Raw genomic sequence first — 20,260 nt, 5'->3', positions numbered from 1 at the left:
CCAAGCCCAAAAACGATGCTGTTTCAAAGGAATTCCCTCCTTTAGGCAGATGGCTTCTGTGACTTTAGATTATATCAGATTGCAGCAGGATCGTCTTGCGGAATCGGGCAGCGATCGACGGGATCGGACATTTTTCTGTATTGGGTGGGCGTAAGACCGTAGCGACGCTTGAATGCGGCGTTAAATTGACTGACCCCGTCATATCCGACCGACTGCGCAACTTGCAGAACGGTCATGGATTGTGCACGCAAAAGAGTTCCGGCATGTTCCATGCGCTTTTGCTGCAGCCAGTTGTGAATGGGCTGGCCATACATGCGGCGGAAGCAGGTTTTGAAGGCGGTCGGGGACAGGCCGAAGCGGCGGCACAGGCTGGCGATGGTCAATTTTTCGTCCAGATGACACGCCATATAATCGCGGATATCGCGCACGGTGTACGCCAGCCGACTGTCGGGGATGACCGGACTGCAATCGGATTCGAGCAGGTTGCTGTGCGTGCATAACAGGTATAAGAGTTCGGTCGATTTCCAGACGCAGTATCGTGCGTGTTCGGCCTGGGGCAGCTGCAGCAGGGTGGCGAACATGGCATGCGTCCAGGACGATTGCCGCAGCAGGGCACAGCCATTTTGCTGCGCCATACGGTGCCGAACGGTGTGCAGATCGAGCGTGAGATCACCCATCAGATGACAGAGCGTGCGCAGACTATTGCGCGCCTGAACGGCATCGACAGATACCAAAATCCCGCTCAAAGAGGCGGGAATGCACAGACGACATAGGTTGTCCGTGTTCGAGACCAGCAAAACATCGTGCGCACCGACTGTGCGTGTCTGATTTCCTATCTGCTCCAGGGTCAGAGTACCCTGATCACAGTAGAGCGTTTCAAAATGCAGCGCATCCAAATGCGGTGAAGATAGGATGAGCGGTTCGCGGATGGAGAAGCGGTATACACAGACGCCGGGCATAACGGCATGCCATACGGCATCGGCCTGCGCCGGGTGCTGCGCAAGATATTCTGTTAGCATATCGCTCCTCCTTTCTGATGGTTAGTTAGCTCTAACTAACCATATCTTACTATATTTGGGAGAAAAATGCAAGCTGTTTTGCAGGGGGAAGATTGCAAGCCAAATGGCATTGGAAATTTTTGAAAAAATAAATGGAAACAGTGCTTGACAAATGATAATTGATATCGTATACTATTCTCGAAGTTAGTCAGAACTAACCAAATCAAATTCAAAATATAAGGAGGCATGACAATTATGTCTATGATTCAGAAAGAAGTTCGCGATTTTCAGGTACAGGCTTACCAGAATGGAGCCTTTCAGACCGTTTCCAAGGCAGATGTGGTAGGAAAGTGGAGTGTATTCTTCTTCTACCCGGCTGATTTCACCTTTGTCTGCCCGACCGAGCTGGAGGATCTGGCAAATCTGTATGCCGAGTTCCAGAAGATTAACTGTGAAGTATACGCCGTTTCGTGCGATACGCACTTTGTACATAAGGCATGGCATGACGCATCCGACCGCATCAAGAAGATTCAGTTCCCCATGCTGGCAGACCCGACCCACGCACTGGCTAAGGATTTCGAGGTTTACATCGAAGAGAGCGGCGTCGCTGAGCGCGGCACCTTTATCGTAAACCCGGAAGGCCGCATCGTAGCTTACGAGGTCATCGCGGGCAATGTTGGCCGCAACGCAGACGAGCTGCTGCGCCGCGTACAGGCGAGCCAGTTCGTTGCCGAGCATGGCGACGAGGTATGCCCTGCAAAGTGGAAGCCGGGCGCAGAGACCCTCAAGCCCAGCCTGGATCTGGTCGGCCAGCTGTAAGGGATGAGCCAGATGAGCGATAATCTCTATGATGTTGTCGTCATCGGAGGCGGGCCTGCCGGTCTGACCGCAGCCATTTATCTGGCGCGGGCACGGTATCGTGTACTGGTGCTGGAAAAGGAGCACTTTGGCGGACAGATTACCATTACGGCAGAGGTGGTTAACTACCCGGGCATCGAGCGCACCAGCGGTGCGGCGCTGACGGCTGCCATGCAGCGTCAGGCCGAGCAGTTCGGCGCAGAGTTTCTGCTGGCCGAGGCCGAGCGTCTGGATGTACAGGGGCAAATCAAGACCGTTTATACCAATCGGGGCGAGCTGCGATGCTTTGGCATCCTGCTTGCCACCGGCGCCCATCCCCGCATGATCGGCTTTGAAGGCGAAGAAGAGTTTCGAGGTCACGGCGTGGCATACTGCGCGACCTGTGACGGTGAGTTTTTCGCCGGCAAGGATGTGTTCGTCGTGGGCGGCGGTTTCGCAGCAGCCGAGGAGAGCGTATTTCTCACCAAATATGCGCGTCATGTCACGATTATGATGCGCGGCGCGGACTTTTCCTGCGCACCGGCAGCGGCCAACGCCGCGCGTGAACACGAGAAAATCACCGTCTTGACCCATACCCAGGTTGAGAAGGTGGAAGGCGATACGGCACTGCGTTACCTGCGGTATCGCAACGCGCAGACCGGTGAGGTTGGAGAGTATCGGGCAGCCGATGGCGATACGTTCGGCGTGTTTGTCTTTGCCGGATATGAGCCTGAGACCGACCTGCTGCGCGGCATTGCCGAGCTGAATGAGCAGGGCTATGTGGTGACCGACCGCAGCCAGCAGACCAGCGTTCCCGGCGTATATGCTGCCGGTGACGTGTGCGTCAAGTCGCTGCGTCAGGTTGTGACCGCGGTAGGTGATGGCGCACTGGCGGCAACCGAGCTGGAGCGCTATGCCGCACAGATGCAGGTCGAGACCGGTCTGCGTCCTGAACCACCGCAGGCGGCTGTCCAGCAGCCCGAACCGCAGGCACAGCACGTCGATACGCAGAGCGAACTGTTCACACCCGATCTGCTGGCACAGTTGCAGCCGGTGTTCGACCGCATGCAGAGCTCTCTGTGCTTGCAGCTTGCAATCGATGATAACGCAGCCGGTCGGGAGCTGGAAGCCTACATGACCGAGCTGAGTCGTCTGACCGATAAACTGACCGTGACTTACGCGGGTGCGGAAGTTGCTGACCGTCCGTGTGTCCGTGTCTGCCGTGCGGATGGAAGCTATACCGGATTGGCCTTCCATGGCATTCCGGGCGGACATGAATTTACTTCGTTCGTGCTCGGACTGTACAATGCGGCAGGACCGGGACAGAGCATCGAGCCGTCGGTTGCCGCACGCATTCAGAGTCTGCATCAGCCGATCTTGCTCAAGGTGCTGGTCTCGCTCTCGTGCACCAAGTGCCCGGAACTGGTCACGGCGGCACAGCGGATTGCGGCAGAGAACGCACAGGTCACCGCCGAGGTGTATGACCTCAATCATTTCCCCGATCTGCAAAAGCAGTATCAGGTCATGAGCGTGCCGTGTATGGTGCTCAATGACAGCCAAATCACATTTGGCAAAAAGAATATCGAACAGATTCTGGACTGGATGGAACAGAACCTGTAAAAGCAAAGGGACAGCCCAAAAGCTGTCCCTTTTTGTGCGTATCGAGTTCAGTTTAAGCGGCACGCAGCTCGCATTCGAGTTCAACTTCGTCCGCATTGCCGATGGAGACGGTCAGATCGTACTTGCCGTCGTCGGGCGCGGTCCAATCCAGAGAGACCTGTCCGTGACCGTTTTCCAGCGTGACCGTCTGGGGTGCGTTGGGGATGACATTACCGTCGAGTTCCCACTGTACCGGTACGGTGACCTTGGGCAGCGCTGCCGGGCTGGTCACATCTGCCGTGATGGTGACCGTTTTACCCGGATAGACGTCTGCGCGTTCCAGATTAAGCGAAGCGTCGAGCGCGAGATCGACCGATGCAACCGGCAGTGTAGTCTGCGCCGTGCGCACAGTGCCGTCGGCCATGGTCAGACAGAACTGCACGTTGAGCGACTGCGTGTCCAGCCGGTCAAGCGTGTAGTCCAGCACACTGGTCTTGCCGTTCGTGACCTGGAAGTAGCTGTTTCCGTAGTCCGCGACCGCCTCACCGTTGACATACCACTGTGCACCGGCAACGTAGTTTGCCGAGACACCGCCGATCTGTGCGCTGACCTGGAATTTCTGGAAGGGATTGACGACGTTCGGTTGCTGAACGATTTGCAGTGTGGTGGTCTGACGGGACGCATCGCGCTTGGCGATTTCCGAGAAACCGAGGTCAAGCAGCTGGCGGGAATCCGCAAAGCGCTGCGCATCGCTGGTGGACTTCATGACAACCGAAATCACGCGGCGGCCGTTGCGCTCGGCAGTCGTGGTAACACAGTAACCAGCTTCCGAGATCGTACCAGTCTTAAATCCGTCCAGACCCTCGTAAGGCGCCATGGTGTTGAGCATGTGGTTGGTGTTGTTGTACCAGCGACCGTTAAAGGAAACGCCGCTCTTGGAGGTGATGCGCAGGATGTCCGGGTAGTCCTGAATGAAACGGCGGGTGAGCATAGCCTGAGAGCGAGCAGTGATGTAGTTGACGCGCGCACCGTGGCAGTTGTAATAGGTTGCATTCAATCCGAGCGCGTCAGCGGTCTGATTCATGCGTTCCACAAATGCCGTTTCGCTGCCGCTGATGTGCTCGGCCATCGCGATGCAGGAAGCGCTGGCCGAGGGAATCATAATCAGGTGCATGAGCGTGTCGACTGAGTAAGTCTGGCCTTCGGTCAGCGGAACAGCCATGGGATAGCTGCTGTCACGGGACTTGACCGCGACATTGTGGCTGATTTTGACCGGGGTATCCCAGGTCAGCGTGCCTTTTTCCAACTCCTGATAGACAATGTAGGCGGCCAGTACCTTGGTCATGCTGGCGGGTACGTGGGCAACATCACCCTTGTATTCGTATAGACATTCCCCGGTCTGTGCATCCATGACGAAGGCCGAAGCGGCCTCAATGTCCAGCGCGTACGCGGTTGGGGTGAGACCGAGAACCAGCATCAGACTGGCCAGCATGCATGCCAGCCATCCCCGCAGTCGATTGCATTTTTGTTTCATCTCTTATCCCTACTTTCTTTGCTCTGCTAAAGCAGAATATATATTTATTATACAAAATATTGAGATAAAATCAATAAAAATTATGAAAAATGCAGTAAAAGGTGACAAATAAAAAGCACCGACTCCGTGTGAATCGGTGCTTTTCGTATGTGAGAAGGCTAGATGCCCAATAGGAAGGTGTCCAGATTGTGCATAAGGGCAGACCGGAGCGCGTCAGCGGACAGCCGACGCAGCGTGGCAACCGTGTGCAGATGGCGTTCCATCGCGGCCGGATAGTCTGCCGGGGTGAGGGTTACGTGTTGACCCCATGCAATGCCGTCCAGACCGTCGGACTCAATGAGCAGACGATCAAGCGGGACGGTTTGTGCCAGATGGGTGACATCCCGGTCGAGCGCAGCGTCCGGTCCGACTGTGAACCAGCAGCCCAGATCGATATAGTCTTGCAGTCCATACGGGCAGGCGTACCAGTGCACGAGATAGCGGTTTGGATAGCGGCGGATGGTGTCCAGAATTTCGCGTTCCATGCCCTTGGTGTGCAGGATGACCGGCTTGCCCAGCTGCTGCGCGAACGCCAGCTGACGCTCGAAAACGGTGCGCTGTACGTCAAGATTGACGGTGCACCAGACGTTATCCAGACCGATTTCTCCGATCACAGATACCTGCCGCAGAATGGGTTCCATCGCGTCCCAAGATGTGCAGTCAGCTTTCCAAGGGTGAATACCGGCGGAAATGACCATGTCGGGCAGTTGGGTATGGGTCAAAAAATCGTATTCTTCCGGGCTGTCCGCATTGGCGATGCATCGCACATCGCGCAGATAGGGCACAAGCGCGGGTGTCACATGGATGTGACCGTCAATGATCGATTTCATTTCGTAAAATCCTGTGAATCTCCTTGCGCAGATCACTCTGTTCATACAGCCAGTCGCGGCTCTTTTGTACGCCGGTCAGATCGATCTCGCGGGTGACCGAAGCCGGCTTGCCGCCCAGAACGACAATGCGGTCGGCCAGATACAGTGCCTCGTCAATGTCGTGGGTGACCAGCAGGGTGGTGCGTCCAAGTTCGGCACGTAGCCGCAGCAGCCAGTCCTGCATCTCGTTTCGAGTGATGACATCGAGTGCACCGAACGGCTCGTCGAGCAGCATGATATCTGCGCTGCACAGTGCGGTGCGCAGGAATGCTGCGCGCTGACGCATACCACCGGACAGCTCATCCGGGTAAGCATGCTCATAGCCCTGCAAACCGAATACTGGAAACTCCTTGAGCGCGGCCTCTTGCGCCTGCTTTTTCTGTCCGTGCAGCCTGCCGTACAGGGTCACGTTGTCCAGAATGGTCTTCCAGGGCAGAAGCAGATCATTTTGCGGCATGTAGGCGAAGCGGGAGGACACACCGTGCACCGGTGTGCCGTCCACGAACACTTCGCCCGATTCAGGCGTGAGCACGCCTGCGAGAATGTTGAGCAGGGTGCTCTTGCCGCAGCCGGACGGGCCGATCAGCGCGACGAATTCCCCGTCCTGTACATCCATGCACAGGTTTTCCAGAATCCGCTTTTGTTCGAACGTGACGCAGATGTTTTTGATCTGCAATTTCATGGTGATCGTTCCTTACTTGATAAACTGGTTGGTGTACTGCTCGCTGGCCGGGATGGTATGGTCGATCAGACCGTACTCATACATAAACTCGGTGTAGCCGTCCCAAACTTCGTCCTTCATCAGGCCCCAAGTGTCGCTGTCCAGGCTGTACTGACCGCTGAGGAACTTCTGGGACTCGAGCAGGAAGTCCATGTCGGTATCCGGGATGACCTCGTGCAGGATGTTTGCGGCAGCATCAGGCGATTCGATGGCGTATTCATAGCCCTGCTTGACAGCATCCATGAAGGCCTGAACGGTCTCGGGATCGTTTTCGATCATGTCTTCGTTGGTGATGATGACCGGGGTGTAGTAGTCCAGACGGGAGTCCAGATCCTTGACCGGCATGTAGTTGATGTCATAGCCCTGCATGCGGTCGTTGATGACTGCCCAGCCTTCGAACTCCCACTGGATGTCGATGTCGTCGCCCATCGATTCCAGACCGCTGCCGGTGGCACCGACCATGGTCAGCTTGGAGAAGTCAGCGCCGGCGCCAGCCATAACAGCCTTGAGCACGGCTTCCTCGCTGGGAGCCTGCCAGCCGGCGTAGACCTTGCCCTCAAAGTCCTTGGGGGACTGAATGTTGTCCTCTGCGCGGGAGATAAAGCCCGAGGTGTTGTGCTGAATGATGGCAGCGATGGCGCGGATGGGGAGCGGCTCGGATGCCGTGCGGGCATAGGTCACGTTCTCCTGATAGGTCACAGCAAATTCAGCCTTGCCGACCGCACACAGCGTGGTTGCGTCGTTGTCACCTGGCTCGATGATGTTGACCTTGAGGCCGTGCTGCTCAAAATAGCCCGACTTCTGGGCAACATAAATGCCGGTGTGGTTGGTGTTGGGTACATAGTCGAGTACCAGCGTTACTTCCTTGAGACCATCCCCCTCGGTGGTCTGTTCGGTCTGTCCGCCGCATGCGGTCATGCCGAGACACAGACCCAGCGCGAGGAACATTGCCAATCCTTTTTTCATCTTACGAGACTCCTTTGCGTTTTCTTGTATAGGGAAAGAGTATGCGCTCGAGCAGCGTGACCGCAAAATTGAGCAGTAAGCTCCAAATGATGATCATGATGACACAAGCGAATACTTTATCCATCAAAAAGCCGTTTTTGACGCGAATCATGTAATAGCCCAGACCGGCGGATGCGCTGAGCCATTCACCGACGATAGCACCGCCGATGCAGTAGGTTGCCGAGACTTTGAGTCCGGAAAACAGCGCGGGTGCCGCGGTGGGGATTTTTACGTACAGATATTGCTGCAGCAGGTTCGCGCCAAAACTGCGCAGCAGATTGATTTGGTTGCGGTTGACGTGCTGAAGTGCATCGGAAAAGGCGATTGCGATGGGGAAAAAACACATAAAGACGACTATTAAAATTTTGGGCGCCAGTCCAAAGCCCAGCCACATGGTAAAGAGCGGTCCCAGAACCATGACCGGGACGGTCTGAGAAACCACGAGGTAGGGAAAGACACTGTGCCGGAAGGTTCGGTTTAGGTCCATGAGGATGGCGATGAGGACGGCGAGCACGGTGGCGATCAGCAGACCGATGACGGCCTCCTGCAAGGTCACCATGGAATGCATCCACAGCGTGCTAAAATCCGAACCGATGGCTTTGACAATATCGCTTGGTGCGGGCAGAACATAGAGATCAATGCCGAAAAACTGCACACTGAACTCCCAGACGGCCAGCACGACGATCAGACAAAGCACAGGCATGATGTATTGTTGATATCGTTTCATGACACAGCGCTCCAATGAAATAAAAATAAAAAAGCGACTCATCCGTTGCAGGATCAGTCGCTTTGCAAGCTTGTTCAGGTGAAAAACACGAAAACTTCGACTCCCTACGCCGGTATGATCCGGATCAGGTAATAAGGGACCCTGCGCCCAGCGCAGATCTCAGCCGATCAAGGCACCCCTGTCTGATGTACATTTTATTTTAGCACGTTGGGATACAAATGTAAAGTCCGTGACCGAAAAAGACGGTTATACGCGAAGAGCAGGGGAGAGTGTGGAGAAAAATTCAAAAGGGGTGATATTTTCATTTGATTTGGGGCGTGTTATACTGAGAAAAACAGGATGCCATTACAGAACTGAGGTGAAGCAGAAATGGGAACTCCAAAGTATCAAGCTTCGATTCAGAAGGAACTGAATCTCGTGGCACGGCAGGAACAGGCGCTGCACAAGGCTGCGATGCGGCAAAAAACGCCGCAGTGGAAGACGAATTTGCAAGACAAGGTACCGGAAAAGGTCTATTTGAATTTAGAAAAGGCGTTTTGCAAGGCGTTCCAGGTGATTTTTGACAAGGGCACCGACTGGATTGAAAAAACGTATGACGCGCAATCTATCCGAAATGGTTATGAGGTGCATGACTTTGCATTTCAAATGCAGGCAGACCGTAAGGTTTTGAAAGAACTGCGCAGACAGGCATCGCGCACGCAAATGCAGGGGATGCTGACGACGAGCGCAGAAGGGATTGGACTGGGTGTTCTGGGCATCGGATTGCCGGACATTGTGCTGTTTGTCGGCGTGCTGCTGCAAGGCGTGTACAAAATTGCACTGCATTATGGGTTTGATTATCGGACGACAAGTGAGCGGTATTTTATTTTGCTGTTGATGGAAGCTTCCGTACAGAAAGGTGAGGCGTGGGAAGCATGCAATCGTGCGGTGGAAGCGTTCATTGCCGGACAAATGGTAGATGTGACCGACCAGCTGACCCGTACTGCACAGGCCTTTGCCGACGACCTGGTGCTGGCGAAAGCCGTGCAGGGATTGCCGCTTGTGGGCGTACTTGGCGGACTGTTCAATCCGGTTTGCTGCCGCAAGGTTATGAAATATGCCGAGCTTAAGTACCGAAAGCGCTGTCTGCTCAGGCTGTATGAGAGCAGTCAGGGCAGATAGCAAATCACAAAAGAAAATCATATCAGCACGCGTTTCTGAGGTCGCTGACCCGGAATCGCGTGTTATTTTTTACGGGACAGACGGCATGAATTTGTGCACTCCGAAGAAAATTACGAATCCGAGTCGGATATACGACAAAAGCCCTTGATTAACCCTCAGAACCTGATATAATTTTATTTACCACGTGACAAAATTTAAAAAGGGGATAAACATGGGAAAAAACTTTATAAGCAGTCTCGCAGTGGAGTTTCGGGGATATAATGCCCAAAAGCTCACCAAAGACCTGATGGCTGGTGTGACCGTTGCGGCGGTTGCGCTGCCGCTTGCGCTTGCGTTTGGTGTGTCGGCAGGTGCAACGGCGGCGGCTGGTCTTGTAACCGCGATCATTGCAGGTATCGTCATGTCGCTGCTGACCGGCGGTTACTATCAGATCTCGGGTCCGACGGGTGCGATGGCGGCCATTCTGGGTTCGCTGATTGCGACGCATGGCATGCAGGGAGTGTTCGTTGCCGGACTGATGAGCGGCATCATTCTGGTCATCGCGGGCATCCTGCATTTGGGTGAACTGACGTCGTTTGTGCCGTCGCCGGTTATTACCGGTTTTACCTCGGGTATTGCGGTTGTCATTGCGCTCGGGCAGATTGACAACTTCTTCGGTACGCACTCGGAAGGTGCGACCGCGATTGCCAAGCTGCTCAGCTACAAGGATTTGGGCTTTCATCCGGACTTGACCACCGTACTGGTTGCACTTTTTGTGGTACTTTTGATGGTATTCTTCCCCAAGAAGTGGAATGCAGTGGTTCCGGCATCGCTGATCGGTATTATCATCACTACAGCGGCGACACTGGTATTTAAGCTGGACGTTGCAACCGTAGGTGAGATTCCGCAGAGCCTGCTTCTGGAAGATCGTCTGAGCTTTTCCAAGATCGATCTGGCATCCATGCCCGCGCTGATCGCGCCCGCATTCTCCATTGCCATTCTGAACATGCTGGAGAGCCTGCTGTGCGGCGCATCTGCCGGACGTGCGACAGGTGTGAAGCTCAACAATGACCAGGAATTGTTCGCGCAGGGCGTCGGCAACATTGTTTTGCCGTTCTTTGGCGGTATTCCGGCAACGGCTGCACTGGCACGTACCTCGGTTGCGGTCAAGTCGGGTGCGGTAACCCGTCTGACCGGTGTATTCCATGCGCTGGGCCTGCTGGTCATGATGCTGGTATTGGCACCCATTATCAAATATGTACCGCTGTCTGGTCTTGCCGGTGTGTTGATGGTAACTGCATGGCGCATGAATGAATGGCATGCAATCAAGTACTTCTTTGGACATAAGTTCAAGGGTGCGATTGCCAAGTTTGTCGTCACCATGATCTTTACCATCCTGTTTGACCTGACGGTTGCAATCATTGTCGGTGTCGGCCTGTCGCTCATTCTGATGCTCGTTCGTCTGAGCAAGCTGGAAATCAATTATGAGCGCGTCGACATGAATCGTTTGGGCTGCGAGGATGAAACGCTCAAGGAGCGATACAAAAATGCGATGGTTGCGTACATCACCGGTCCGCTGCTGTTTGCTAATATCAGTGTGCTGGAGGAACTGCCCGGTAAGGTAGAAGGCTGTGACACGGTCATGTTCTCCATGCGCGGTGTTTCGTCGGTAGACGTCTCTGCGGTACAGACGCTGCTGAGTATCCTGACCGAACTGAAGGAAAAGGGTATGGACATTACAATCTGTGGTTTGCCTGCGGCATCGCGCAATATGTTTGAGCGTGCAGGTGTGATTGAACTGCTGGGCGAAGAGGCGTTCTACTGGAGCGTAGAACGTGCGCTGCTGGATCATCGTCCGTATCCGGCATTGACCAAGTAAGCTTGATGAGAGAGGACAGCATGTCTGTCAGGATGATTCATAGGGGATTTTGATATATGGAATGATCGTGTGATGGGTCGAGCATGAAAGAATCAAACAGTCACGTATGGCAAGAAGATGGCTCGATGGGAGATCGTATACATATATAATAAGGAATGAAAGAGAGACTGACCGGCTACGGTTGGCCTCTTTGTTTTACGCAAATTTGCAATCCAATACGCCGATTTTTTGGAAGATGAAAAAACAGTCCCCAATATGGGGACTGTTTTTGTTTGGAAAAAGCGAATGGGTGAACAGTTGTCGGAAATTTGAATTATTTGCCGGTCGCGAGCGGGTAGGACTGACCGTTGACTTCAATGGCAGCTAAATCGGTAGGTGCCAGATGACCAAGACCCAGATTAAACGGAGCAAATTCGACCGTGCTGTCATACCAGGAACGGCAAGGAATGCGATCGCCGTTTACCGTTACTAGTTTGATGCTGTCCAGATAGTCGCTGATTAGGTCATTCGGGTCATCCCAAGTTGTGCGCATGTCCATCGCGCCGCAATAGATGGATTTGAGTGTTACAGTGCCATCAGGCAGCGGAATTTGCAAATCGACCTGTAACGTTTCGCCAAATGCTTCGCGTTTCAGCGGCACAGTAAATGCCCAGTGACCCGGAACACGCTGCTCGGTACCGTCCGCGGCAAACATCAGCTCGTCAATGACCAGATTGGCTTCGCCATCCATCGGCATCGTGTCCGATTGCAGCTGGATGACAAACTCGACGCGGTTGTCCTCAGGCTGGTCATCGCTCAGAGCCATGGTCGACCATCCCCAGCTCTCAGCCGTATCCTGTCCGGGGAACTCACAGGTTTCCAGATTGAGATCGGCAGCGACACCGCGGAAAGCGGGGTATTCAGGTGCCGAAAGGGAATCGGTTTTGAGTGGCTGACCGTCTTCGCGTACCATCTCACCGAGCAGATAGACGTTTTGTTCATCTCCCATTAAGGAATTTAGTTTGATTGTATATCCGGCATCCGATTGACTCAGTGCGAGTGTTGTTGTGCCGACTTCCTGCTCGGCACTTGTGATGCTCTGTCGGATCATATCCATAATGCCGGCAGCGGTTGCCGCTCCGGCGCATAGGGCAGCCAGTACGGCTGCGACCAAAATAACACGACGACGAGATTTCATTTTTGACGCTCCTTTCGTTTGATTGGCTTGCAGCAGGATTCGTTCCCGTGCTTCTTCTGTCAGAGTGACCGGTTCCATTCGCCGGTCAAGGGATTCTTTCCAACGCGGTTCCATCGAACACTCCTTTCAGTTCCTCTTCGAGTTGCTTTCTTGCCCGACGCAGACGGGTAGAAATGGTGTTTTCTTTTTCTCCGGTGATTTGGGCGATTTCGCGTATGGTGTATTCCTGCCAGTAGTACAGCAGAATCGGTTCGCGGTAGCGGGGCTGCAAGTGCAGAACGGCACGCAGAATCAGATCGTCCTGGGGTTCTGAGGTGGGTGGGGCTGGGATTTGCTCCAACAGGGTTTCCTCATCCGCACGACGGCGGAACCAGTTCAGCCGTCGGTAGTCCCGACAGACATTGACGGCAATGGTTGTCAGCCAGGTTTTTTCACTGGCCTGCCCTTGGTATCCATTCAGACCTTTCCATGCTTTTAATAAGGTGTCCTGTACTGCATCTTCGGCGAGATGCGCATCGCCGAGAATTAATACGCACAGGCGATACAGTTGGTCGCCATAGGTGTTGATCAGCCGCTCTAACGCGATCGTTTGATCTTGTTCGATAGGTCGTCCCTCCTTTCACTTGATTAGACGGATGCTGCTGTGAGTTTTCGTTCATTTAGAAAAAATATTTTTTGTGACAGTAGGTGAGACGTCTCAGCAATCCGTCCGAAAGTCGCATACCTATACAATAAAGGAAGGGCTGTGCGTTGTAAAGATTTGCAGCGCAAACAAGAAAGCCCCCGACTACGCGAGATTTGCACAGTCGGGGGCGATTTTTATATTGGGAGACTTGATGTACAATGGAGGAAGATCAATAAAGCGTATATCCGCCGTCTACAACGATCTCTGCACCGGTCACATAGGAAGAAGCGTCACTGGCCAGATAGATGACCGTGCCGGAAAGTTCGTAGGGATCGGCAAAACGTCCCATGGGGATACGATCAAGCCAGATGGGGTGACAGTCAGTCCATTGCTTGGCCATTTCGGTCATGTGGTATCCGGGACTGATGCAATTGGCACGGATGCCGTCCGGAGCAAGCTCACAGGCCAGCGTGCGGGTGAGCGACAGCACACCGCCCTTAGTCGCTGCATAGTAGGTTGCTTTTTGCGGGACGTTGTAAATATGTGCAGACATCGAGCACATATTGATGATCGAACCGCTCTTTTTTGGCAGCATGATGCGGGCTGCTTCCTGGCAGCAGTAAATCACGCCGTGTAGGTTTACATCGACGTGATGGCGGATATCTTCAGGGGAAAGATTGACCAGTGCGTCGGCAACATTTGCAATGCCTGCATTGTTAAATAGGATATCTACCGTGCCGAAGTGATCGACAACGTCGGCAAACAGTTTTTGACGTCATCCGGGTCTTCCACACAGCATTTGAGGCCTAAAGTACGTGCTCCGGTTTTCTCAGCAGCCTGTGCAGCGGCTTTTTGCGCACTTTCCAATGTGGTTGCCGTGTACACGACGGTTGCCCCGGCTTCGCATAGGCCCTGAGCAGTGGCATTTCCAATTCCGCGGGAAGAACCGGTCACAACAGCGATCTTTCCGTCTAACTTAAACTTGTCGAGGTAGCCCATAAATGTATCCTCCTTTACTGCAATCCATTTTGCATGATGGTTGAGATCGGATACGTCCTGAAAAAGGAAATCCGATGCTTATTGCTTTCATCCTAATATCAATTGGAACGTTTTTCAATCAATAAATTGAAAACAGATGCACGGATGTTCACGAACATGCGAGGACATAACTGTGTTTTTTAGATGGTTTTATAATTGTTTGTGCGCAAAGACGTGTTCTGGTTTCGTTGTAAGAGGTATGTAAAGAGTGGGAAAAGATTGAACGAACGTGCAAGAAAAGAGTTCAACTAATTGAAAAACGTGCATACGAATGCTATATTTATGTTATAAAGATGGTTGCTGACAGTGTTTAAATTCTGCAACGATCTGATAGTTTGGGAATATCATCGCAATTTTAGAAACCGTCATAGTGTAACAGAGTTAGGTTGTGTAAGTGCTTGCGATCAAGCCTGAGGGAAGGAAATCACAACATTTACGGGTTTTATGAGGAGCAGAGCATATGAGCAAACAATTACTGGCGGGTATTGATGTAGGTACCACGGGCGTCAAGACGATTTTATTTGAAGCGGACGGCACTGTGTTCGCAAGTGCATATCAGGAGTATGGATGCATTTATCCGCAGCCGGGATGGGTCGAGCAAGATCCTGAGATGTTGCTGGATGCGATTTATGCGACTTGCCGACAAGCAATGTCTGCGGTGGAGGGGGCACAGGTAGCGGGTATCAGTGTTTCCGCACAGCGCAGCAGTGCAATTCTGCTGGATGACAGCGGACATGCACTCAAAATGATTTCCTGGCTGGATAATCGTGCGGTTGAACAGTCGGATGAGATTGCGGCCCGGTTCGGTGCCGAGCGCTTTTATCAAATTACGGGACTGCCGCTTTGTGCAACCTGGATTTTGCCCAAATTGCTGCATACACGAAAAAATGCCTCGGAACTTTGGCGACGGACACGACGCGTTTGCCAGTTGCATGATTTCGTTCTGCATGCGCTGGGAGCCGATGATTTTTATGGAAATGAGGCAGAAGCAGGGTTCTGGGGACTTTGGGACAATCAGAATCTGTGCTATAGTGACGATTTACTGCGTGCTTTTTCGATTGATCGCACGATGCTGCCTGAAATACGTCGTACCGGTGAACAGGTCGGTACGATCAGCACTGATGTGAGTGAAAAAACCGGTTTTCCGCTCGGAACACCATTGTGTATTGGTGTAGGCGATCAGAATAGCGCAGCACTGGGGGCGGGTGTTGTGGAGCCGGGTGCGGTGTCTATTTCTCTGGGCACTGGCGGATTGGCAACGATTGTGCTGGATGGCTGTTATCGAGATCCCATGTGCCAGAGTATGGTGACAAGTCATGCAATTCATGGATTATGGACGTTTGAAGGACTGCAAAATGCAGCTGCTGGTGCGTACCGATGGTTCCGAGACGAGATCGCTGCATTGGAGAAAACGCAAGCGGAAAATCCGGGGGCGGCGTATGAGATGCTCAATCACATGATTGAACAGACACCCGTCGGTGCGCATGGCCTGATTATGATGCCGTATTTTGCAGGCAGTGCAGCACCGCGATGGAATGCACTGGCGCGTGGCGGTTTTGTTGGCCTAACACTGGCGCATACACGCAGTGATATGGCGCGCGCTTGCGTGGAAGGCATTACGCTGGAACAAAAAGACATTCTGCAAAGCATGAAGAATGCTGGAAAAACGTTCTCTTATGTGCGCATCGTGGGTGGTGCGACCAAATCTGAGGTGTGGAATCAGATTCAGGCTGATGTGTACGGCTTGCCCTGTGAAACGCTGGCGGTCAGTGATGCGGCGGCGCTGGGTGCAGCGATCAGCGCGGGCTATGGTGTTGGTGTGTTTGCTTCGCTCAAAGAAGGTGCAGAGCGTATGGTTCAGGTGAAAAAGCGCTATGAGCCAAACTCGGAGAACACACAGAAGTACGAAAAACTGTATGACATCTATTGCGAACTGTATGAAGCACTGGCGAAGACGACGGTATATCAAAAAATGGCAGAATTCTCCTTGCCAACGCAGGGAGAAGAACAATAAGTGCTAAATCATATACTTGAAAATTAAATTTTTCAGCAGAAAAGCGACTGACCTTGTGGTTGGTCGTTTTTTTGTTATTAAAAAATCCAGTCCGCACAGGATATACGGACTGGATTAAGACTGAATTTTCGGCTGTTAGTTGAGATCGGGGAGCTTGGCCAGAAGTGAAATCGCTGCGACTTCGTCGATGATCATGGCATCCAGATGTCGACCGTGCAAGGCAGCAAGCAGAGGTGTCACCTTTTTGTGTCCGGCACACAGACCGACAACGAAGGGGACTCTGTCGAGGTCTTCCAGCGTCACACCGACAATGCGGCTGGTCAGGAATGTGTCTGGCTCACTGCCGTCTGGCAGAAGTTGGTGACCGCAAATATCGCATACAACACCCAGATCGCTGAGCTCGCGGGCTTCGTTCTCTTCGAGATAATGACCGCGAAAGGCAATCGAGTCCTTGTAATACGAAGTACCGATGCCGACAAAGGCCATATCCAGATTGTGAACTAAACGGAAGTGATCTTTGACTGCCGGCTCTTGCATGAGCAGATCACGCAGGGCCGGGTTGTGGACAATAAAGGGAGCTTGCAGCAGGCGGTGCTCGCACTGCAATTTTTTGGAAATCGATTTGACAAGTTCGCGGCCGTCAATGTTTAAACTCTGACTGTATGTGCCGCCAACCAGCTGTACAACTTTGGCACCGGGAACTGGACGGTCGGATTGGAACACGCGTGCGAATGCAGCCAGTGTTGTGCCCCAGGCAATACCGATGATGCTGTTTTCTTGGATTCGGGCATTGAGCAGCTGGGAAGCTGCCAGACCGACATTTGTCTTTGCAGCGTCATCACAGTTGCCGCTCGGTACAATGCGTACATACTGCAGACCAAAATGCCGCTGTAAGAGCTGTGCATTCTCATCGTTTGAGACGTGGGAATCGTTGACTGTGATTTGTACGATGTTCAGCTGACGCGCTTCGGAGAGTAGGCGAGATACTTTGGGGCGTGAGATCCCCATGAGTCGGGCAATTTCATCCTGTGACATATTGCCGAAATAGTAGAGCTTGGATACCTTGATCATGTCCTTGCGCTTTTGACTCTGCTCCATAAGATCACCTCTTGTTTTGTTTTTGTGGCTTTTATGAATAGCAACCATGGAAACTCAAATTTAAATTCCTCTCCTGTATATACTATACACAATTGTGAACAGATGTGCAAGAGATAAAGAAAATATTATTGATATTTGTTCAGATGCAAGTTATCATAAAAACAACAAAGGTGAGCACAAGGATTACGGAAAGGAGTCTTGGACTTATGACCAGCAGAGAGCGTGTACAGGCAGTGCTGCGGCGGGAAATTCCCGATCGTGTGCCGATTGATTTGTGGGGTACGGACAGCCGGATGAGCACGGCGTATTACAAAAAGGTTGCCGAGTATCTGGGCTTTGAGCAGCTGGGTGAACGGATTCGGCCGGGCTCGACTTCTGAGTATGAGGATTATCGGATCAGTGATATGATCGGCTCGGATTTTCGTCACATTAACATCGGAAAACCGGATAATTTCAAGAGTTATACCGATGAACAGGGCAACATTATCGATGAATGGGGCGTAGGACGCAAGGTGATTGGCATTCATCCATCGCTGACCTATCATCCGCTCGCTGAGGCAACGATCGAAGATCTGGAGACTTATCACTGGCCGGTGATGAACGATCCGGGACGTATTCGTGGCTTGGCGGAGCGTGCGAAAGACTGGTATGAGAATACCGACTTTGCGATTACCGCAACTTCGGCTACTTCGGGTACAATCTTTGAGATGTGTCAGTACCTGCGTGGTATTGAACAATTTTTCATTGACCTGTACGAAGATCCGGACTTTGCGCACGCATTGATTGAACATGTGACCGATTTGCTCATTGAACTGAATGTACTTTATCTCAGTGCAGTTGGTCCGTATATCGAGTGGTTGGAATTTTCTTCCGACTTTGGCACACAGAACGGTCCGTTCCTGTCGCCTAAATTGTTTGAGGAATTCTTCCTTGAGCCGCATAAGCGACTCTTTACAGCCTGCAAGAAGGCGGCTCCGAATGTGAAGATCTTCCTGCACAGTTGCGGCAGTGTGAAACTGCTCATGCCGCAGTTTATCGAAATGGGCGTTGACATTCAGAGTGCGCTGCAGCCGTTGGCGGCTGATATGGATTCGGCAGGACTCAAGAAAGCTTTCGGTGACCAGTTGATTTTCCACGGCGGTGTTGATATTCAGCAGGCACTGACCGGAACGCTGGAGGATACCGAAGCCGAGGTCAAAAAACGTATCGACGAATTTGCCAAGGATGGCGGATATATCCTGTCGCCGTCCAATCATTTCCAGATTGATGTTCCAATCGAGAACTTCTTCCACATGTATGAAGTGGGAAGAGCCTATGGTGTATATCCGATCGGCGAATAAACAGAGATCCAAAACCAGGAAAGGAGAATATTTATGGCAGAGGGCAAGTTGATTTTATGTGTATGCGGCGGTGGAATCAACACATCGCTCAATGCGAAGAACAAGATCAATGAGTATCTGAGTGAACAGGGCATTCATGATGTGGAAGTCATCCATGCGATGATCGGCGACATCAACCCTTATCGTGGACGACCGAATATGGTAGTCGTCTGGATGACACAGATTGATCCTACATTCGATGCACCGGGTGTACAGGGCATGAGTTTTGTCATTGGTTCCAAGAAAGCGAAAGCACAGCTTTGCGAGCAGATTGTGCAAAAGCTGAATGAGGTTTGCGGGGGCTAGAGAGAAAGGATGTAAAAAATGGAAGGATTTGTAACGCAGGTATCGACCGTACTGTCGAATTTGGGTAGTTCGGTACTGGTCATGGTTGTCATGTTTATTCTGGGTCTGGTATTCCGGGCAGGATTCTCCAAAAGCCTGCGCGGCGGCATCTATGCTGGTATTGGTCTTGCTGGCCTAAATGTCATTGTAAATCAGGCGGTTGCGCAGCTGACTCCGGCCATTCAGGCATTTTCGGAACGCTTTGACAGCAATTTGAATGTAGCTGACGTCGGCTGGGGCAGCTCGGGTATTGCGTTTGCCTGGCCGGGCTTGGCATTTGTCATCATCGGTATCTTGGCAGTCAATGCAATCATGGTTGTGCTCAAACTGACCAAGACCATGTGGACGGACATCTGGAGCATTTGGCACGGTAATGTTGTCGGTGGTTTCGTCTGGGCGGCAACCGGTGGTAATGTCACGCTGGGTGTTGTTGCAGGTGTGCTGTTCCTGGCCATTGGTTCGTTTATCGCCGACTGGACGGCGAAAGACTACCAAGAGTTTAACGGTCTGCCCGGTATCTCGGTGCCGTGTACGGTTAACCTGTTGGGTCTGGTTGCCAAGGGCTTTAATAAGGTGATCGATTGCATCCCTGGTGTGCGTGACATCGATATGTCTCCGGAAAATACCCGAAAGAAGATCGGTATTTTTGGCGAGCTGGGTGTTATGGGCGTTGTTGTCGGCTGCATCATCGGCGTACTGGCAGGTTATGAGTACGGTGCAGTACTCAATCTGGGCTTCCAGGTTGGCGTCATGATGGTATTCCTGCCCAAGACGGTTTCGGTCATTTGTGAAGGTGTTATTCCGGTTGCCAATGCGATTACTGAGTTTATTCAGGATCACTTTGAAGGCCGTGAGCTGTATGTCGGCGTAGACTGTGCAGCTCTGCTTGGTCATCCGTCGGTTATGGCGGCAGCGGTTGTGCTGTATCCGCTGGTTATCCTGCTGGCGATCATTCTGCCGGGCAATGCACTGCTTCCGATCGCATCTCTTGCACTGATTCCTTACTGGTGTGGTGCGTGTGCGGCACAGCTCAAGGGCAATGTATTCCGTATTGTATTATTTATTCTGCTCTGGTCGATTCCGGTTTTCTATATTGCTTCGGCAATGGCTCCGATCCATACCGAAACCATGGGTATGCTTGGTCTGGCCGACCCGGCAAGCCTCAATTCCAGCTTGGATATGGGCGGTGACCCGCTCGGCGGTCTGCTGGTATGGCTGTTCGGCCTGTTCGCTTAA

General features: G+C 52.5%; 17 protein-coding genes, 1 pseudogene and 1 riboswitch. Of the genes and pseudogenes, 8 read left to right on the top strand and 10 right to left on the bottom strand.

What is annotated here, in order from left to right; genetic code table 11:
- Nucleotides 1–74: 74 nt before the first annotated feature.
- A complete protein-coding gene (locus B5F17_RS09130) occupies nucleotides 75–1,019 on the bottom strand; it encodes a helix-turn-helix transcriptional regulator (protein ID WP_087373249.1) in 945 nt (314 codons plus the stop codon).
- A 234-nt stretch (nucleotides 1,020–1,253) separates the two neighbouring features.
- Here B5F17_RS09130 and ahpC point away from each other — a divergent pair, with 234 nt between their 5' ends.
- Complete coding sequence (gene ahpC / locus B5F17_RS09125) at nucleotides 1,254–1,817, top strand: alkyl hydroperoxide reductase subunit C (protein WP_087373246.1); 564 nt, start codon at nucleotides 1,254–1,256, stop codon at nucleotides 1,815–1,817.
- Nucleotides 1,818–1,829: 12 nt separating this feature from the next.
- Entirely contained in the window at nucleotides 1,830–3,455 is a 1,626-nt protein-coding gene (locus B5F17_RS09120) for an FAD-dependent oxidoreductase (protein ID WP_087373243.1), read from the top strand.
- Nucleotides 3,456–3,507: 52 nt separating this feature from the next.
- Here B5F17_RS09120 and B5F17_RS09115 read toward each other — a convergent pair whose 3' ends face one another.
- From B5F17_RS09115 to B5F17_RS09095, 5 genes are all read right to left on the bottom strand, one after another.
- Complete coding sequence (locus B5F17_RS09115) at nucleotides 3,508–4,968, bottom strand: D-alanyl-D-alanine carboxypeptidase family protein (protein WP_087373241.1); 1,461 nt, start codon at nucleotides 4,966–4,968, stop codon at nucleotides 3,508–3,510.
- 158 nt (nucleotides 4,969–5,126) lie between these two features.
- The gene (locus B5F17_RS09110; RefSeq protein ID WP_162608139.1) at nucleotides 5,127–5,837 is read right to left on the bottom strand and encodes a TatD family hydrolase; all 711 of its coding nucleotides are present in this window, start codon (nucleotides 5,835–5,837) and stop codon (nucleotides 5,127–5,129) included.
- Nucleotides 5,821–6,558 (bottom strand): ABC transporter ATP-binding protein, encoded by a 738-nt coding sequence (locus tag B5F17_RS09105; protein WP_087373237.1) that lies wholly within the window; start codon nucleotides 6,556–6,558, stop codon nucleotides 5,821–5,823. The genes B5F17_RS09110 and B5F17_RS09105 overlap by 17 nt, the downstream gene beginning before the upstream one ends.
- A gap of 12 nt (nucleotides 6,559–6,570) precedes the next feature.
- On the bottom strand, nucleotides 6,571–7,563 hold the full coding sequence (locus tag B5F17_RS09100; protein ID WP_143287719.1) for an ABC transporter substrate-binding protein: 993 nt from the start codon (nucleotides 7,561–7,563) through the stop codon (nucleotides 6,571–6,573).
- A 1-nt stretch (nucleotide 7,564) separates the two neighbouring features.
- A complete protein-coding gene (locus tag B5F17_RS09095) occupies nucleotides 7,565–8,329 on the bottom strand; it encodes an ABC transporter permease (protein WP_087373236.1) in 765 nt (254 codons plus the stop codon).
- Between the two features lie 84 nt (nucleotides 8,330–8,413).
- Nucleotides 8,414–8,519: riboswitch (TPP riboswitch) on the bottom strand.
- Nucleotides 8,520–8,698: 179 nt separating this feature from the next.
- On the opposite strand from B5F17_RS09095, the gene B5F17_RS09090 reads away from it, so the two are divergent.
- Together B5F17_RS09090 and B5F17_RS09085 are read left to right on the top strand one after the other, a co-directional pair.
- On the top strand, nucleotides 8,699–9,490 hold the full coding sequence (locus tag B5F17_RS09090; RefSeq protein WP_087373233.1) for an EcsC family protein: 792 nt from the start codon (nucleotides 8,699–8,701) through the stop codon (nucleotides 9,488–9,490).
- 211 nt (nucleotides 9,491–9,701) lie between these two features.
- Nucleotides 9,702–11,348: a SulP family inorganic anion transporter gene (locus tag B5F17_RS09085; RefSeq protein ID WP_087373230.1), complete on the top strand. Its 1,647-nt coding sequence runs from the start codon at nucleotides 9,702–9,704 to the stop codon at nucleotides 11,346–11,348.
- Between the two features lie 313 nt (nucleotides 11,349–11,661).
- Here the strand turns inward: B5F17_RS09085 and B5F17_RS09080 are convergent, their stop codons facing one another.
- From B5F17_RS09080 to B5F17_RS09070, 3 genes and pseudogenes are all read right to left on the bottom strand, one after another.
- A complete protein-coding gene (locus B5F17_RS09080; RefSeq protein WP_087373227.1) occupies nucleotides 11,662–12,525 on the bottom strand; it encodes a DUF4179 domain-containing protein in 864 nt (287 codons plus the stop codon).
- 85 nt (nucleotides 12,526–12,610) lie between these two features.
- Complete coding sequence (locus B5F17_RS09075; protein WP_275532123.1) at nucleotides 12,611–13,096, bottom strand: RNA polymerase sigma factor; 486 nt, start codon at nucleotides 13,094–13,096, stop codon at nucleotides 12,611–12,613.
- Between the two features lie 283 nt (nucleotides 13,097–13,379).
- Nucleotides 13,380–14,149: pseudogene (locus B5F17_RS09070) on the bottom strand (SDR family NAD(P)-dependent oxidoreductase).
- Between the two features lie 499 nt (nucleotides 14,150–14,648).
- Here B5F17_RS09070 and B5F17_RS09060 point away from each other — a divergent pair.
- Nucleotides 14,649–16,202 carry an FGGY-family carbohydrate kinase gene (locus tag B5F17_RS09060; RefSeq protein ID WP_087373220.1) on the top strand — a complete coding sequence of 518 codons (1,554 nt, stop codon included), beginning with the start codon at nucleotides 14,649–14,651 and terminating at the stop codon, nucleotides 16,200–16,202.
- 135 nt (nucleotides 16,203–16,337) lie between these two features.
- Here the strand turns inward: B5F17_RS09060 and B5F17_RS09055 are convergent, their stop codons facing one another.
- Nucleotides 16,338–17,300 (bottom strand): sugar-binding transcriptional regulator, encoded by a 963-nt coding sequence (locus B5F17_RS09055; protein WP_162608138.1) that lies wholly within the window; start codon nucleotides 17,298–17,300, stop codon nucleotides 16,338–16,340.
- Nucleotides 17,301–17,506: 206 nt separating this feature from the next.
- Between B5F17_RS09055 and B5F17_RS09050 the strand changes: the two genes are divergently transcribed.
- From B5F17_RS09050 to B5F17_RS09040, 3 genes are read left to right on the top strand one after another with little or no spacing between them, the layout of a single operon-like run.
- The gene (locus B5F17_RS09050) at nucleotides 17,507–18,640 is read left to right on the top strand and encodes a uroporphyrinogen decarboxylase family protein (protein ID WP_162608137.1); all 1,134 of its coding nucleotides are present in this window, start codon (nucleotides 17,507–17,509) and stop codon (nucleotides 18,638–18,640) included.
- 33 nt (nucleotides 18,641–18,673) lie between these two features.
- A complete protein-coding gene (locus tag B5F17_RS09045; protein WP_087373211.1) occupies nucleotides 18,674–18,985 on the top strand; it encodes a PTS sugar transporter subunit IIB in 312 nt (103 codons plus the stop codon).
- 18 nt (nucleotides 18,986–19,003) lie between these two features.
- A complete protein-coding gene (locus tag B5F17_RS09040) occupies nucleotides 19,004–20,260 on the top strand; it encodes a PTS transporter subunit IIC (protein WP_087373208.1) in 1,257 nt (418 codons plus the stop codon).

This window comes from Butyricicoccus pullicaecorum (genome assembly GCF_002160355.1).
GTDB classification, from domain to species: Bacteria; Bacillota; Clostridia; order Oscillospirales; family Butyricicoccaceae; genus Butyricicoccus; species Butyricicoccus pullicaecorum.
The sequence above is the reverse complement of the archived record's forward strand: the minus strand, read 5'-3'. Positions and strand labels throughout refer to the sequence as shown.